Annotated in this window: 14 protein-coding genes; 7 read left to right on the top strand and 7 right to left on the bottom strand. The window is 69.2% G+C overall.

Features of this window, described 5'->3' with window-relative positions; all coding sequences use genetic code 11:
* Nucleotide 1 precedes the first annotated feature (1 nt).
* Complete coding sequence (locus tag NG1_RS18505) at nucleotides 2–274, bottom strand: hypothetical protein (protein WP_039800723.1); 273 nt, start codon at nucleotides 272–274, stop codon at nucleotides 2–4.
* 86 nt (nucleotides 275–360) lie between these two features.
* Between NG1_RS18505 and NG1_RS18500 the strand changes: the two genes are divergently transcribed.
* The 4 genes from NG1_RS18500 to NG1_RS18485 all read left to right on the top strand — a co-directional run bounded on the left by NG1_RS18500 (nucleotide 361) and on the right by NG1_RS18485 (nucleotide 4,153).
* Nucleotides 361–729 (top strand): DUF488 domain-containing protein, encoded by a 369-nt coding sequence (locus NG1_RS18500; RefSeq protein WP_062972470.1) that lies wholly within the window; start codon nucleotides 361–363, stop codon nucleotides 727–729.
* A gap of 266 nt (nucleotides 730–995) precedes the next feature.
* Complete coding sequence (phoH2, locus tag NG1_RS18495; protein ID WP_062972469.1) at nucleotides 996–2,381, top strand: RNA 5'-3' helicase PhoH2; 1,386 nt, start codon at nucleotides 996–998, stop codon at nucleotides 2,379–2,381.
* 189 nt (nucleotides 2,382–2,570) lie between these two features.
* Nucleotides 2,571–3,173 carry an LGFP repeat-containing protein gene (locus NG1_RS18490; RefSeq protein ID WP_062972642.1) on the top strand — a complete coding sequence of 201 codons (603 nt, stop codon included), beginning with the start codon at nucleotides 2,571–2,573 and terminating at the stop codon, nucleotides 3,171–3,173.
* A gap of 122 nt (nucleotides 3,174–3,295) precedes the next feature.
* Nucleotides 3,296–4,153, top strand: a complete 858-nt coding sequence (locus NG1_RS18485) for an acyl-ACP desaturase (protein ID WP_062972468.1) — start codon at nucleotides 3,296–3,298, stop codon at nucleotides 4,151–4,153.
* 157 nt (nucleotides 4,154–4,310) lie between these two features.
* On the opposite strand, the gene NG1_RS18480 is transcribed toward NG1_RS18485, so the two are convergent.
* Nucleotides 4,311–5,714: a class II fumarate hydratase gene (locus NG1_RS18480; protein ID WP_062972467.1), complete on the bottom strand. Its 1,404-nt coding sequence runs from the start codon at nucleotides 5,712–5,714 to the stop codon at nucleotides 4,311–4,313.
* Nucleotides 5,715–6,180: 466 nt separating this feature from the next.
* A complete protein-coding gene (gene glpX, locus NG1_RS18475; RefSeq protein WP_062972466.1) occupies nucleotides 6,181–7,224 on the bottom strand; it encodes a class II fructose-bisphosphatase in 1,044 nt (347 codons plus the stop codon).
* Between the two features lie 130 nt (nucleotides 7,225–7,354).
* Here glpX and NG1_RS18470 point away from each other — a divergent pair, with 130 nt between their 5' ends.
* Both NG1_RS18470 and NG1_RS18465 read left to right on the top strand, forming a co-directional pair.
* A complete protein-coding gene (locus NG1_RS18470; protein ID WP_040869587.1) occupies nucleotides 7,355–7,921 on the top strand; it encodes a DUF4245 domain-containing protein in 567 nt (188 codons plus the stop codon).
* Nucleotides 7,922–8,120: 199 nt separating this feature from the next.
* A complete protein-coding gene (locus NG1_RS18465) occupies nucleotides 8,121–8,612 on the top strand; it encodes a GNAT family N-acetyltransferase (protein ID WP_210749981.1) in 492 nt (163 codons plus the stop codon).
* Between the two features lie 21 nt (nucleotides 8,613–8,633).
* Here NG1_RS18465 and NG1_RS18460 read toward each other — a convergent pair whose 3' ends face one another.
* From NG1_RS18460 to NG1_RS18445, 4 genes are read right to left on the bottom strand one after another with little or no spacing between them, the layout of a single operon-like run.
* Nucleotides 8,634–8,978, bottom strand: a complete 345-nt coding sequence (locus tag NG1_RS18460) for a VOC family protein (RefSeq protein WP_040869583.1) — start codon at nucleotides 8,976–8,978, stop codon at nucleotides 8,634–8,636.
* On the bottom strand, nucleotides 8,975–9,250 hold the full coding sequence (locus NG1_RS18455) for an exodeoxyribonuclease VII small subunit (RefSeq protein ID WP_062972465.1): 276 nt from the start codon (nucleotides 9,248–9,250) through the stop codon (nucleotides 8,975–8,977). Before NG1_RS18455 ends, NG1_RS18460 begins: the two co-directional genes overlap by 4 nt.
* A 2-nt stretch (nucleotides 9,251–9,252) precedes the next feature.
* Nucleotides 9,253–10,575, bottom strand: coding sequence for an exodeoxyribonuclease VII large subunit (xseA, locus tag NG1_RS18450; protein WP_084499017.1), 1,323 nt, complete (start codon nucleotides 10,573–10,575; stop codon nucleotides 9,253–9,255).
* Entirely contained in the window at nucleotides 10,572–11,234 is a 663-nt protein-coding gene (locus tag NG1_RS18445) for a lipid droplet-associated protein (RefSeq protein WP_062972462.1), read from the bottom strand. The genes xseA and NG1_RS18445 overlap by 4 nt, the downstream gene beginning before the upstream one ends.
* A 296-nt stretch (nucleotides 11,235–11,530) precedes the next feature.
* Here NG1_RS18445 and NG1_RS18440 point away from each other — a divergent pair, with 296 nt between their 5' ends.
* On the top strand, nucleotides 11,531–12,541 hold the full coding sequence (locus NG1_RS18440) for a 4-hydroxy-3-methylbut-2-enyl diphosphate reductase (protein ID WP_062972636.1): 1,011 nt from the start codon (nucleotides 11,531–11,533) through the stop codon (nucleotides 12,539–12,541).
* The last annotated feature ends 316 nt before the right edge of the window (nucleotides 12,542–12,857 follow it).

Genomic DNA, 12,857 nt, shown 5'->3' with positions numbered 1-12,857 from the left:
CTCAGGAGTGCTGGGCCAAGTAGTCCAGGTAGACCGGCCGCAACACCTCGGCGACCGCGCCGTCACCCGCGTGGACGTAGTCGTCGAGCATGGGCAGCACGTACTTGATGTCCGCCTCGCTCTCGCCGACATTGCCCGCGGCGGCTTCCGCCGCCGGGATCGACGTGAGCAACCGCCACAGGAACTTCACATCACCGCGTCGCACGGCGAGCTTCATCGCCCGGTCGTGCAGCTCCTTCGACGACAGCTTCTCCAAATCCTCGTTACCGGACATACCAGCGACTCTATCCGTCGAATCGGCCGACAGCGACGGCGTGGCGAATCCCGTAGCCGCTCGGACCCCGTGCTGCGATGACTGCTATGACCCCGCAACCGCAGCCCGGCTTCCGCGTCAAGCGCGTCTACGACAGCCCCGACCCGGACGACGGCGCCCGGGTGCTGGTCGATCGGCTCTGGCCGAGGGGTATCACCAAAGCGCAAGCGCGGGTCGATCGCTGGCCCAAGGACCTCACCCCGTCCACCGAGTTGCGGCGCTGGTTCCACGCCGACCGGGACGCGCGAGGCGCGGAATTCGCCCGCCGCTACCGTGCCGAGCTCGCCGCGCCGGAAGTTCAGCAAGATTTGCGGGATTTGCGGGACCTGGCCGCCGAAGGTCCGGTCACATTGCTCACGGCCGTACAGGATCCGGCGCACAGCCATGTTCCGGTGCTGCTGGACGTGCTGCGGTGAATAGCCGCGACGTGCCGGTTTACGACAAGTTCACGGACACGCCTCCCGGTCCCCGAGCGCGGACATGGTAATCGGAGGTAGCGTCGGGTGTGCGGGCCGCGGCGGTGTGGCTCGTACGGGAGGTCCTGACCGTGACTGAGCTACTCAGTACGAGGGGGCCGGGACCCGGCCCTCGTGGCACCTGACGGCAACGTCGGGTCCATCAGGACGGACCGGTCCAGCGAGATCGTTCGTGCGACTGCCGCGCGAACACAGAGGAGCCCACCGTGACTGCTGCACGCTCCGTTTCCGCTCCCTCGGCGAACTCCAGCTCCGCGAAAGGCGGAGCCGCCGCGAAGGGGGCCCGCCCCTCGCAATCAGCCGGCACAACCTTCGTCATCGACACGTCCGTCCTGCTGTCGGATCCTTGGTCCTTCACGCGGTTCGGCGAACACGACGTGGTCTTACCCCTGGTGGTCATCAGTGAACTCGAAGCCAAAAGGCACCATCACGAACTGGGCTGGTTCGCGCGAGAAGCCCTGCGCAATCTGGACGATCTGCGCCTGCAGTACGGCAGGCTCGATCAGCAGGTGCCGATCGGCACCGAGGGCGGCACGTTGCAGGTGGAACTGAACCACACCGATCCCGCGGTCCTTCCGGTCGGCTTCCGCACCGACACCAACGACTCCCGGATCCTGGCCTGTGCGCTCAACCTCGCGGCCGAGGGCCGTGAAGTGGTGCTGGTGTCCAAGGACATCCCGCTGCGGGTGAAGGCGAGTGCGGTGGGCTTGCACGCCGACGAGTACCACGCCCAGGACGTGGTGACCTCCGGCTGGTCCGGCATGGTGGAACTCGATGTCAGCACCGCGCGCATCGATCAGCTCTACGCCGAATCGGTGATCGATCTGGACGAAGCGCGAGAGCTGCCCTGCCACACCGGCATTCGGTTACTCGGTGTCAGCTCCAGTGCGCTGGGCCGGGTCACCCCGGACAAGCGGGTGCAGCTGGTGCGCGAACGCGAGGCGTTCGGGTTGCACGGCCGCTCCGCCGAGCAGCGCATCGCGCTCGATCTCCTGCTGGACGAGAGCGTCGGCATCGTCTCGCTGGGTGGCCGAGCGGGTACCGGCAAGTCGGCGCTGGCGTTGACCGCGGGCCTGGAGGCGGTGCTGGAACGGCGGACGCAGCGCAAGGTGGTCGTCTTCCGTCCGCTCTACGCGGTGGGCGGCCAGGAGCTGGGCTATCTGCCCGGCACCGAGAGCGAGAAGATGGGCCCCTGGGCCCAAGCGGTCTTCGACACGCTCGACGGGCTGGCCAGCCGCGAGGTGATGGAGGAGGTGCTCAGCCGCGACATGCTGGAGGTGTTGCCGCTGACCCACATTCGCGGGCGGTCGCTGCACGACTCCTTCGTGATCGTGGACGAGGCCCAGTCACTGGAGCGGAACGTGCTGCTCACGGTGCTCAGCCGCCTGGGAACCGGCTCGCGGGTGGTGCTCACCCACGACGTGGCCCAGCGCGACAACCTGCGTGTCGGCAGGCACGACGGTGTCGCGGCGGTGGTCGAGAAGCTGAAAGGTCACCCGCTTTTCGCGCACATCACGCTGACCCGTAGCGAGCGCTCGCCGATCGCGGCGCTGGTCACCGAGATGCTGGAGGAGTACGGCCCGAACGCCTGATCCCGCACGGCCCTCTCGCGCGGTGTTTCACGGCATATCCGGTGGGTATCATCCGCCGCGATAGCTGTTCGGTATGACCCGGTGACCGCCTGGCGGTCACCGGGTCATCGCCTGACAATCGGCCGAGGCTATGCGCGGCGTCGTCACGGAGTCCGTGGTGTGCCGGTAGCCCACAGCGAGAGGATGGACATGCACCACTTCGCTCGACGAACGGCTGGATTCACCGCATTGCTCGCCGCGGCAGGGCTGGTCTTGGTCGGCTGCGGCGATGATGACAACGACAAAGGCGACAGCGCCAAGACCGGTATGGCCAGCATGACCGGAATGGTCACCTCGATGATGAGCCCCGGCAGCGGCACCGCGAGTCCCACGGGCACCGGTGAGGGGCCGACGGGGACCACCGGCGTCACGGCCACCGGCGCACGTGCGGAGGGGACCAAGATCGCCACGCCCGGCGGTGAGATCGCCGTGGATGGCGATATCTACGACAAGTACATGCAGCTCGGCGGCCCGAACGGCACGCTAGGACTGCCGTTGCAGGCCGAAGAGGACGCGCCCGACGATGGCGACTACCAGGACTTCGCCGGCGGCACGATCTACGAGCCCAAGGACGGCGAACCGCACGTCGTCTGGGGCGAGATCCGCAAGGCGTGGGAAGACAACGGCGGCGTACAGGGGCAGCTCGGTTACCCGGTCAGCGACGAGAAGGACATCCCCGGTGGCAAGCAGAGCGACTTCAGTGGCGGCACCATCACCTGGGTGAACGGTACTATCACCGTCACACCCAAGTAGGAACCAGATGTACGGCGTCCGGGATCGCGGTGCGGTCTCGGTTGCCGTGCCTCCGGTCCCGGTTACCTGTGAATCCCATCCATCCGCCCCCGCTACGCGGGCCAAGCCGCTAGGTTATCTCGGTGCAAACTCTCCTGACCGATCGCGAATTGCTGGAATCGCTCGCGGTGGACGTAGAACTGCTGCTGCGTAAGCACATCGATGTCGCCGACGGGTGGCAGCCACACGACCTCGTCCCGTGGGACGACGGCCGCAACTTCGCCTTCCTCGGCGGTACCGACTGGGCGCCGGAACAGTCCGAGCTCAGCGAAACCGCCAAGCTGGCGCTGACCGTCTCGGTGCTGATCGCCGACAACCTGCCCTCCTACCACCGGGAGATCGGCAAGTACCTGCGCACCGGCGCGTGGTGGCGCTGGGTCGGCCGCTGGACGGCCGAGGAGAACCGCCACGAGATCACCATTCGCAACTACCTCATGGTGACCAGGGCCGTCGACCCGGTTGAACTGGAGCGGTTGCGCATGGATCACATGACCAAGGGCTTCCGCCGCCCGGCGATGCACTTGCTGGACGTGCTGGCGAACTGCGCGTTCGAGGAGGCCGCCAGCGCGGTCCGGCATCGCAACACCGCGGCGCTCGGCGAGAACCCCCTGGTCACCGCCATCGCCGAGCGCATCGCGCTGGACGACGAACTGCAATCGGTGTTCTTCGCCGACCTGGTCGCCGCCGCCCTGGATCTGGCGCCCGACCAGACCGTGCGGGCCATCGCCGACCGGGTCGCCGGTTTCGAGGTCCCCACGGTGGCGCTGCCGAACGGCCGCAGCAGCGACGAGGTGCTCGCCGAGGCGGGCATCTACGACCGCGCCAAGGAGGACGAGCTGGTCTTCGCCCCGTTGCTGCGGCGGTGGAACATCTTCACCCGCACCGACCTGGGCCCGGACGGCGAGCTGGCGCGCGAGGAACTCTCGCGCCTGCGCGACTGACCCGCCGTCGTCGGATCCCGGCGCTCCGTCCCGCGTGTCGCGGTCGGGTCGCCCGGTCAGAGTTTCGACACGTTTCAGTCGAACGCCACCTCGGCAAACCCCCGGCTTCCGAGGTGGCGTTCGTGTCCGCGCCGTCGCGGCGACCAGGCCGGTTCCGTCAGTCCTGTTCTTTCACCTTCGCCATGGCCAGCACGTCGAGGCGGCGGTCGAGTTCCTCCTCGGTCAGTTTCTCGTCCAGCAAGCCGCGATCGATGACGGTCTGGCGAATGGTCTTCTTCTCCTGCAGTGCTTCCTTCGCGACCGCGGCCGCCTCCTCGTAGCCGATCGCGGAGTTCAGCGGCGTCACGATCGAGGGGGAGGACTCCGCGAGCATGCGCAGGTGCTCGACATTGGCGACCAGGCCGCGCACGCACTTGTCCGCGAACAGGCGGGCGACGTTGGCCAGCAGGCGAATCGACTCCAGCAAGTTGCGCGCCATCACCGGGATGTACACGTTCAGTTCGAATGCGCCGTTCGCGCCCGCGAAGGCGACCGCGGCATCGTTGCCGATCACCTGGGCGCCGACCTGGGTCACCGCCTCGGGGAGCACCGGGTTGACCTTGCCGGGCATGATCGAGCTGCCCGGTTGCAGATCCGGCAGTTGGAGTTCGGCCAGTCCGGTGAGCGGGCCCGAACCCATCCAGCGGATGTCGTTGGCGATCTTGGTCAGGCTCACCGCGATCGTGCGGAGCGCGCCGGATGCCTCGACCAGCCCGTCGCGCGCGGCCTGCGCCTCGAAGTGGTCCTCGGCCTCGCGCAACGCGTCGATGCCGGTGGCGCGCACGAGTTCCGCGACGACCTTCGCGCCGAAGCCCTCCGGCGCGTTCAGTCCGGTGCCGACCGCCGTTCCGCCGATCGGCAGCTCGCCGAGCCGCGGCAGCGTCGCCATGATGCGGTCGATGCCCGCCGCGACCTGGCGGGTGTAGCCGCCGAACTCCTGGCCGAGGGTCACCGGGACGGCGTCCATCAGGTGCGTGCGACCTGACTTCACCACGGTGCGCCACTCCGTCGACTTGTCCAGCAGCGCCAGCCGCAGATGCTCCAGCGCGGGAACCAGGTCGGTGATGACCGCTTCGGTGGCGGCGAGATGCGTTGCGGTGGGGAAGGTGTCGTTGGACGACTGGGACATGTTCACGTCGTCGTTCGGGTGGACCGTGACGCCGTTGGCCTTGGCCAGCGAGGCGATCACCTCGTTGGCGTTCATGTTCGAGCTGGTACCGGAGCCGGTTTGGAAGACGTCGATCGGGAACTGGTCGTCGTGCCTGCCCTCTGCGATCTCGTTCGCCGCGGCGATGATCGCATCGGCCTTCGCGGGATCGAGCAGACCCAGGTCGCGGTTCACCGTGGCACACGCGGCCTTCAGCAGGCCGAGCGCGCGAATCTGCGCCCGCTCCAAGCCGCGTCCGCTGATCGGGAAGTTCTCCACGGCCCGCTGGGTCTGCGCCCGCCACAAAGCGTCCACCGGAACCCGGACCTCGCCCATGGTGTCGTGCTCGATGCGGTACTGCGTCTCCTCGCTCATGGTCCCGACCCTATGCCGCGGCCGCTGCCCGTGGGGCAGCCACGCCTGAGGTCATTCGCACACCTCGGCAGGCATGCGCCGGGGAATACGAGCCGTTCGCTCGGTGGGTGCCACACGGCCCCCGGGTGGCGGCGGCCGAGCATGAAGTTGCATCCGCCTCGACCCGGGTCTGCCGCACTATCGCTGCGGAAAGCCGCACCATCCGGCCACCGGGCGCCACGGCGCGCCACGGTGGAAAGCGACCGAGGCACCATGAACGGCGCACTTCGGGGCGCGGTCCCCCACATTGCGGAACCACTGACCCCAGCTCCCGGTTTCGAGCGAAGCGAGACCGAGCATGCGCCGTTCGCGGCCCGGCTCGCGTTCGCGCGGCCACCGCGTCCGCGACGAAGTCGCCAGCGGTGGTCGCGCGAACGCGAGCCACAAAGGGGCCGCGAACACGCCGCGACGAAGTCGCGGCCGAATATCACGGCAGCGGCGGGACCGCGTGTTCGTCGCCGATGAAATCGACCGAGGAGTATTCGCGCAGCTTGGTCAGGCGGTGGTAGGCGTCGATCATGCGGACCGTGCCGGACTTCGAGCGCATCACGATCGACTGGGTGGAGGCGCCGCCGCCGTAGTAGCGCACGCCGCGCAGCAGGTCGCCGTCGGTGACGCCGGTGGCGCAGAAGAAGACGTTCTCACCTGAGACGAGGTCCTCGGTGGTGAGCACACGGTCGAGGTCGTGGCCCGCGTCGATGGCTTTCTGCCGCTCCTCGTCGTCCTTCGGCGCGAGCATGCCCTGCAATTCACCGCCCATACAGCGGATCGCGGCGGCGGCGATGATGCCCTCGGGCGTGCCGCCGATGCCGACCAGGATGTCGGTGCCGGATTCCGGGCGGGCGGCCGCGATCGCGCCCGCGACGTCGCCGTCGGAGATCAGGCGGATGCGGGCGCCCGCGTCACGCACCTGCTGGATCAGCTCGGCGTGCCGGGGACGGTCCAGGATGCAGACGGTGAGGTCGGACTTCGAGGAGTTCTTGGCCTTGGCGACCCGGCTGATGTTCTCGCCGATCGGGGCCGAGATATCGATCACATCGGCGGCATCAGGGCCGACGGCGATCTTGTGCATGTAGAACACGGCGGACGGATCGAACATGGCGCCACGCTCGGCGACCGCGAGCACCGAGATCGCGCCGGGAACGCCCTTGGACATCAGCGTGGTGCCGTCGATGGGATCCACCGCGAAGTCCACTTCGGGGCCGGTGCCGTCGCCGACGGCCTCGCCGTTGTACAGCATGGGCGCCTCGTCCTTCTCGCCCTCGCCGATGACGACGATGCCGCGCATGGACACCGAGCTGACCAGCTGCCGCATGGCGTCGACGGCGGCGCCGTCGCCCCCCTCCTTGTCGCCGCGTCCGACCCACCGGCCCGCGGCCATCGCCCCGGCCTCGGTCACGCGGACCAGCTCGAGTGCGAGGTTGCGGTCGGGCGCCTCGCGGCGGCTAGGTGTGGGAGAAGTTGCCGTCATTGCGGGGTGCCTCCTGTGCGTCGGTACGTACCGGTCAATTGTCTCATTCGATGTGGCACGGGCGTACACCCCTGCTCGGCGGCGTCGGGGTGCGCGGGGCGGCGGCGCCGTCCGAGTGGATACTGGGAGCGTGTCGTACCAAAAGCCACGCATCCTGAACGACTACCGGGATCTGTTCTGGTCCCTGATCCCGTTGGTGTTGATCGCGCTGGTTTTCGCGGGCCTGGCCAGCCAGTGCAGTTTCGCGGCGAACGGTCCGACGCAGGGGCAGATCCCGCACTTCGACGCGCGGGCGGCGCTCACCGCCGACGCTCGATCCCTGCCGTTCCCGATCCGCAACCCGGACCTGCCCGCGGAATGGACGCCGAATTCCGGCAGCCGCGAGTCCATCGGCGGCAATGGCGGCGGACCGGTCAGCACGGTCGGCTACATCACGCCGCAGGGCACCTACATGCGTTTCAGCCAGAGCAACGCGACCGAGGAGGCGCTGGCCCGGTTCGTGCTCGGGTCCCGGTACGCCAGCGGTACCGAGCAGGTCGGCGCGCAGAAGTGGATCGTCTACGCCGAGCAGGGCTCGGAGACCGCGTGGATCACCGATCTCGGGCAGTCCCGCGTGCTGATCACCGGCGCGGGCAACCAGGCGGCGTTCACCACGCTCGCCCAGGCGATCGCCGCGGCGCAACCACTGAAGCCCTGATACACGCTTGCCTTCCGCCGTGCGCGCCCGTTGAGTTCACCGCGGTGCGAGTCACGTGCCGAACCGGATCTCGGAGGTCGATGAATATGGCTGCCCCCCAGCTGTATTCCGCATGCCCTTCGCCGGTTCGCGCGCCCCTGATTCTTTCGCAGACGCGTCGACGCGAACCGGTCTCTTCTCGATGACCCAGGAGTGTCACGTGTCTGTTTTCCTTTCCTCCGATCTGCTCACCGAACGCCTGATCCTGCGGTTGTGGACCGTCGATGCGGCGGCCGCCGTGCTCGACGACCAGCGTCGGGCCGCGTGGGCGGCGGATTTCCCTGCCGAGGGCGATCGCGTCATCGCAGGCCTGCTCGCCGAGCATTCGGACTGGCTCGGATCCTTCGGGCACCGGCTGATCGTCGAACGATCGAGTGGGCTCGTCGTCGGATCGATCGGGCTGTTCTGGCCGCCCGCCGACGGTGAGCTGGAGATCGGGTACGGCATCGTCGCCTCGCGGCGCGGTCGTGGTTACGCGACCGAGGCCACTGCCGCGCTGACGGCGCACGCGTTCACCGCGCCGGGCGTCCGCGTGGTGCGCGCCGACGTGGAGTTGTCCAATCCGCCGTCCGTGCGTGTGCTGGAGAAAGCCGGATTCGAGCAGGTGAGCAGCGCTGACGGTGTCGCGCGGTTCCGGGTAGCGGCCGGGTAAGCGCGGTCCACGGGACCGTCGTCAGCGGTGGCTCACCACATTGACGATGGTCCCGCTCGGGTCGCGGACGAAGAAGCGCCGCACGCCCCACGGCTCGTCGCGCAGGGGGTAGACGATGTCGGCGCCCGCGGCGAGCACCTCGGCGTGTACGGCGTCGACGTCGTCGACCTCCACGCTCATGTCGGGCTGGAGTCGCTCGGCGTCGGGACCTACGAGCAGGACCTGGGCGGTCGGGTTGGACGGTGAGGCCATGGTCACCACCCAGCCCAGGTCCATCGCCTCCTGGAAGCCGAGCAGCCGGTAGAAATCCCGGCTCGCGGCCAGGTCGGTGGTGCGGATGTCGGGTGTGGCGCGGCGGATGGTCATTCCTGCCGCTCCAGGTCGGTGCGGTGCAGCGCGTCCTCGACGCGCTTGCGCGCGCCCGCCAGGTGCTCTTCGCAGCGGGTGGCCAGCGCCTCGCCGCGTTCCCACAGGGCCAGGGATTCGTCCAGGTCGAGGCCGCCCTGTTCGAGGATCTTCACGACGTTGACGAGTTCGTCCCGGGCGCGTTCGTAACCGAAACCGGCGATCTCGGCCGCGTCGTCGGCCGGATCGGCTCCCGTCCCGTTCTCGCCCGTGGACTTGCCGGACTCGGCCAAGGTCAGTTCCTCCCTGTGTCGGTGTGCTTCGCGCCGAGCGCCTGGGCGCCGAGCGCGGCGGCCGTGACGGCCCCGTCGGCCACCCGGATGCGCAACTGGCTGCCCGCGGGCGCGTCCTCGATCGAGCGCACCACCTCCCGTTCCCGGCCGGTGACGCGCTGTACGACAGCGTAGCCACGGGCCAGCGTCGCGGCGGGGCCGACGGCGGTGAGTTTCTCGCGCAGGTGCCGGGTGGCCGTGGATTCGGTGCGGATCAGCTGTTCGGCCGAGCGGTGCGCGGCCGCGCGCAGGCGTTCGACCTCTTCCTGACGGCGATCGATCTCGCGCAGCGGGTCGGCCAGCACGGGCCTCGACCGCAGTTGGGCGAGCGCCCTGGTCTCCCGGTCCACCCAGCCGCGCAGCGCGGCGGCGGTGCGTTCGCGCAGTTCGCGGATGCAGGCCAGTTCGGCAGCGGCGTCGGGGACGATCCGCTTGGCGGCATCGGTCGGGGTGGCCGCGCGCAGATCGGCGACCAAGTCGCTGAGCGGGTTGTCCGGCTCGTGGCCGATCGCGCTCACGATCGGCGTGGTGGCGGCCACGATGGCGCGGCACAGCGCCTCGTCGGAGAACGGCAGCAGGTCTTCCACGCTGCCGCCGCCGCGCGCCAGCACGATCACCTCGACGGCGGGATGCCGGTCGAGTTCGGCCAGCGCCGTGAGCATCTGCGCGACCGCGGTGGGTCCTTGCACAGCTGTGTTGCGGATCTCGAAACGTACCGCGGGCCAACGGTTGCGGGCGACGCTCAGCACGTCGCGCTCCGCGGCGCTCGCGCGGCCGGTGATGAGGCCGATCGTCCCGGGCAGGAACGGGATCGGGCGCTTGAGCCGGGGATCGAACAGGCCCTCGGCGGCCAGCAGCGCCTTCAGCCGTTCGATGCGGGCCAGCAGCTCGCCGATGCCGACCGGCCGAATCTCCGCGACGCGCAACGAGATCGTGCCGCGACCGGTGAAGAACGAGAGCTTGCCGTAGACGACCACCCGGCTGCCCTCTTGCAGGGGGATGGGGGAATTGCGAATGAGGTCCGGATCGCAGGTCACCGACAGCGACATGTCGGCGGACGGGTCCCGCAGCACCAGGAACGCGGTGCGGGTGCCCGGCCGGAGGTTCATCTGGGTGATCTGGCCCTCCACCCAGATGCTGCCGAGCCGGTCGATCCACTGGGCGACCTTCATGGAAACCGAACGCACCGGCCAGGGGTGTTCGGCGGAGTTGGCCGGTGCGGCGGCGGGCCCGCCGGAGGTCTCCCGGCTTGCCGTCGGCGACGAAGGAGTCCGGGGTTCGGTCACTGGGCCTGCACAGTGGCGATCCGGTTCGTGAGCATGGTCACGAACGGCGCCCTGGCGCGGGTGCGCTGCTCGTACTCCAGCAGCGCGGTGAGGTCTTCGATCGTCAGCAGGCGCAGCCGGGCGCGCAGCTGGGCCAGGGTCATGTTGGCGTAGTCGTACCGGACGGCGACCTCCGGTTCGGCGATCTCGGGCGCTTCCGCGGCAGGCTCGGGATCGGTTTCCGAGTTGCCCGGCTCCGATTCTCCGGCCGGCTCCTCGGCGATCCTCGTCACCGAGGCGACATGGCCGTTGGTCGCTTCGGCGCGGGTGTCGTCCGCGGAGAAGGACTCGTTCGCGCGGAACGGTTCGGGATCGTCGGCAGTGAAGAGATCGAATCGACTGCCGCGATGCGCGGTGGGGCTCGGGTCGTCGGTGAGGTCCTCGTCGAAGGTGGCCCACTCGGGCTGCTCGACCGGGTGGTTGGACAGCCGGTCGAATACCGCGTCGCCCTTCAGGGCCAGGCTGGTGACGAACTGCTGGACGTGCATCGTCGTCTGCAGTACCTGACTGATGGCCGTGATCGGGAAATTCATTGCCGCCGTGGGTAGCCGGCGGGATTCCTCGAGGGCGTATACGGCGGCGCCGGCGGCGACGCGGGCCAGAAAGGGTGGTCGAAACATGGTCCTAGCCTGCCCGAAATGGTGTGCTATGCAAAGAAGGGGCGCGCCCGGTTCCGATATTCGCCGGTTGCGGCGTGCGGCCGATCGGCGGGAATTGAGCGGCGCTGTGCTCATAACGCGGAGAATAAACGCTGGTCCCGGCGGGAGTGTCCGAGACATTCGCCGCGGCGGGTCGGCAACTCGGCCACGGCGGGCTCTCCGCCCCAGTTCGCGGCCCGTACGCACCGGCTCCGGCGCGGATGTGACGGGCAACTCCCGGACGTGGCGTGGTCGCGGTCCGCACGTATCCTGTGGGCATGTCTTCGGCCATTCCCTTGAACGTCGGAATCGCGCGCTCGGCAGGCGTCGGAAACGCCCTTGCCGAGGGCGGAAAACGCGTGCTGCTCGCGGAACCACGCGGGTACTGCGCCGGCGTGGACCGCGCGGTCGAAACCGTCGAGAAGGCGCTGGACAAGCACGGCGCGCCGATCTACGTGCGCAAGGAGATCGTGCACAACCGCCACGTGGTGGAGACGCTGCGCGACCGCGGCGTGATCTTCGTTGACGAGACCGACCAGGTCCCCGAGGGCGCGGTCGTGGTGTTCTCCGCGCACGGCGTGTCGCCCGCGGTGCACGCTTCGGCCGCCGCGCGCAGTCTGCACACGATCGACGCCACCTGTCCGCTGGTCACCAAGGTGCACCAGGAGGCGAAGCGCTTCGCCCGCGACGACTACGACATCCTGCTGATCGGTCACGAGGGCCACGAGGAGGTCGAGGGCACCGCGGGTGAGGCGCCCGAGCACGTCCAATTGGTCGACGGGCCCGGCGCGGTGGACAACGTCAACGTGCGCGACGAGTCGAAGGTGATCTGGCTCTCGCAGACCACGTTGAGCGTGGACGAGACGATGGAGACGGTGCAGCGGCTGCGGGAGCGCTTCCCCGCCCTGCAGGACCCGCCCAGCGACGACATCTGCTACGCCACGCAGAACCGCCAGGTCGCGGTGAAGGCGATGGCGCCGGAATGCGACCTGGTGATCGTGGTCGGCTCGCGCAATTCGTCGAACTCGGTGCGCCTGGTGGAGGTGGCGCTCGGTGCGGGCGCCAAGGCCGCGTACCTGGTGGACTTCGCTCGCGAGGTCGATCCGGCCTGGCTCGACGGCGTTCGCACGATCGGCATCACCTCGGGGGCCTCGGTGCCCGAGATCCTGGTCCGCGGCGTGCTGGACATGCTGGCCGAGCACGGCTACGGCGAGGTCCAGCCGGTCACCACGGCCAACGAGACCCTCGTCTTCGCCCTTCCCCGTGAACTGCGCGACGCCCGGCACTGACGCCGGTCCGCACCCGGCAGGGCCGGCTCCGGTCCGCGCGCCTCGGTTCTCGCGCGCATGCGGCATGAGCAACACCTCCGATACCGAGCCGCGTCGTGGCGAGGTCGCCACGTCCGCAGGCGCGGTAGGCGCGCCCTCTCACCCGTGCGGACCGGCTACAGGTTCTCCGGCCTGCGCCGTTCCGGGCGGCCCGAATCACGTTCGCGGTAACGCACATTGGGCTGGGGATGCGGGGGCATATCGCGGCGGCGGCCCGCGCCGCGCGGTGGTTCTCCTTCGGGCCGCGGCACAGCCCCGGCCGGGCGGGTAGCGCCCC

The sequence above is a fragment of the Nocardia gamkensis NBRC 108242 genome, assembly GCF_001612985.1.
GTDB lineage: Bacteria > Actinomycetota > Actinomycetes > Mycobacteriales > Mycobacteriaceae > Nocardia > Nocardia gamkensis.
Note: the sequence above shows the minus strand (reverse complement) of the source record. Positions and strands in the feature narration are given on the sequence as shown.

What these genes read in the sequence shown, in the direction of transcription:
- NG1_RS18505 (WP_039800723.1), bottom strand. Translation starts at nt 274, where the DNA reads ATGTCCGGTAACGAGGATTTGGAGAAGCTGTCGTCGAAGGAGCTGCAC.
- NG1_RS18500 (WP_062972470.1), top strand. Translation starts at nt 361, where the DNA reads ATGACCCCGCAACCGCAGCCCGGCTTCCGCGTCAAGCGCGTCTACGAC.
- NG1_RS18490 (WP_062972642.1), top strand. Translation starts at nt 2,571, where the DNA reads ATGCACCACTTCGCTCGACGAACGGCTGGATTCACCGCATTGCTCGCC.
- NG1_RS18480 (WP_062972467.1), bottom strand. Translation starts at nt 5,714, where the DNA reads ATGAGCGAGGAGACGCAGTACCGCATCGAGCACGACACCATGGGCGAG.
- glpX (WP_062972466.1), bottom strand. Translation starts at nt 7,224, where the DNA reads ATGACGGCAACTTCTCCCACACCTAGCCGCCGCGAGGCGCCCGACCGC.
- NG1_RS18460 (WP_040869583.1), bottom strand. Translation starts at nt 8,978, where the DNA reads ATGACCATCCGCCGCGCCACACCCGACATCCGCACCACCGACCTGGCC.
- NG1_RS18445 (WP_062972462.1), bottom strand. Translation starts at nt 11,234, where the DNA reads ATGTTTCGACCACCCTTTCTGGCCCGCGTCGCCGCCGGCGCCGCCGTA.
- NG1_RS18440 (WP_062972636.1), top strand. Translation starts at nt 11,531, where the DNA reads ATGTCTTCGGCCATTCCCTTGAACGTCGGAATCGCGCGCTCGGCAGGC.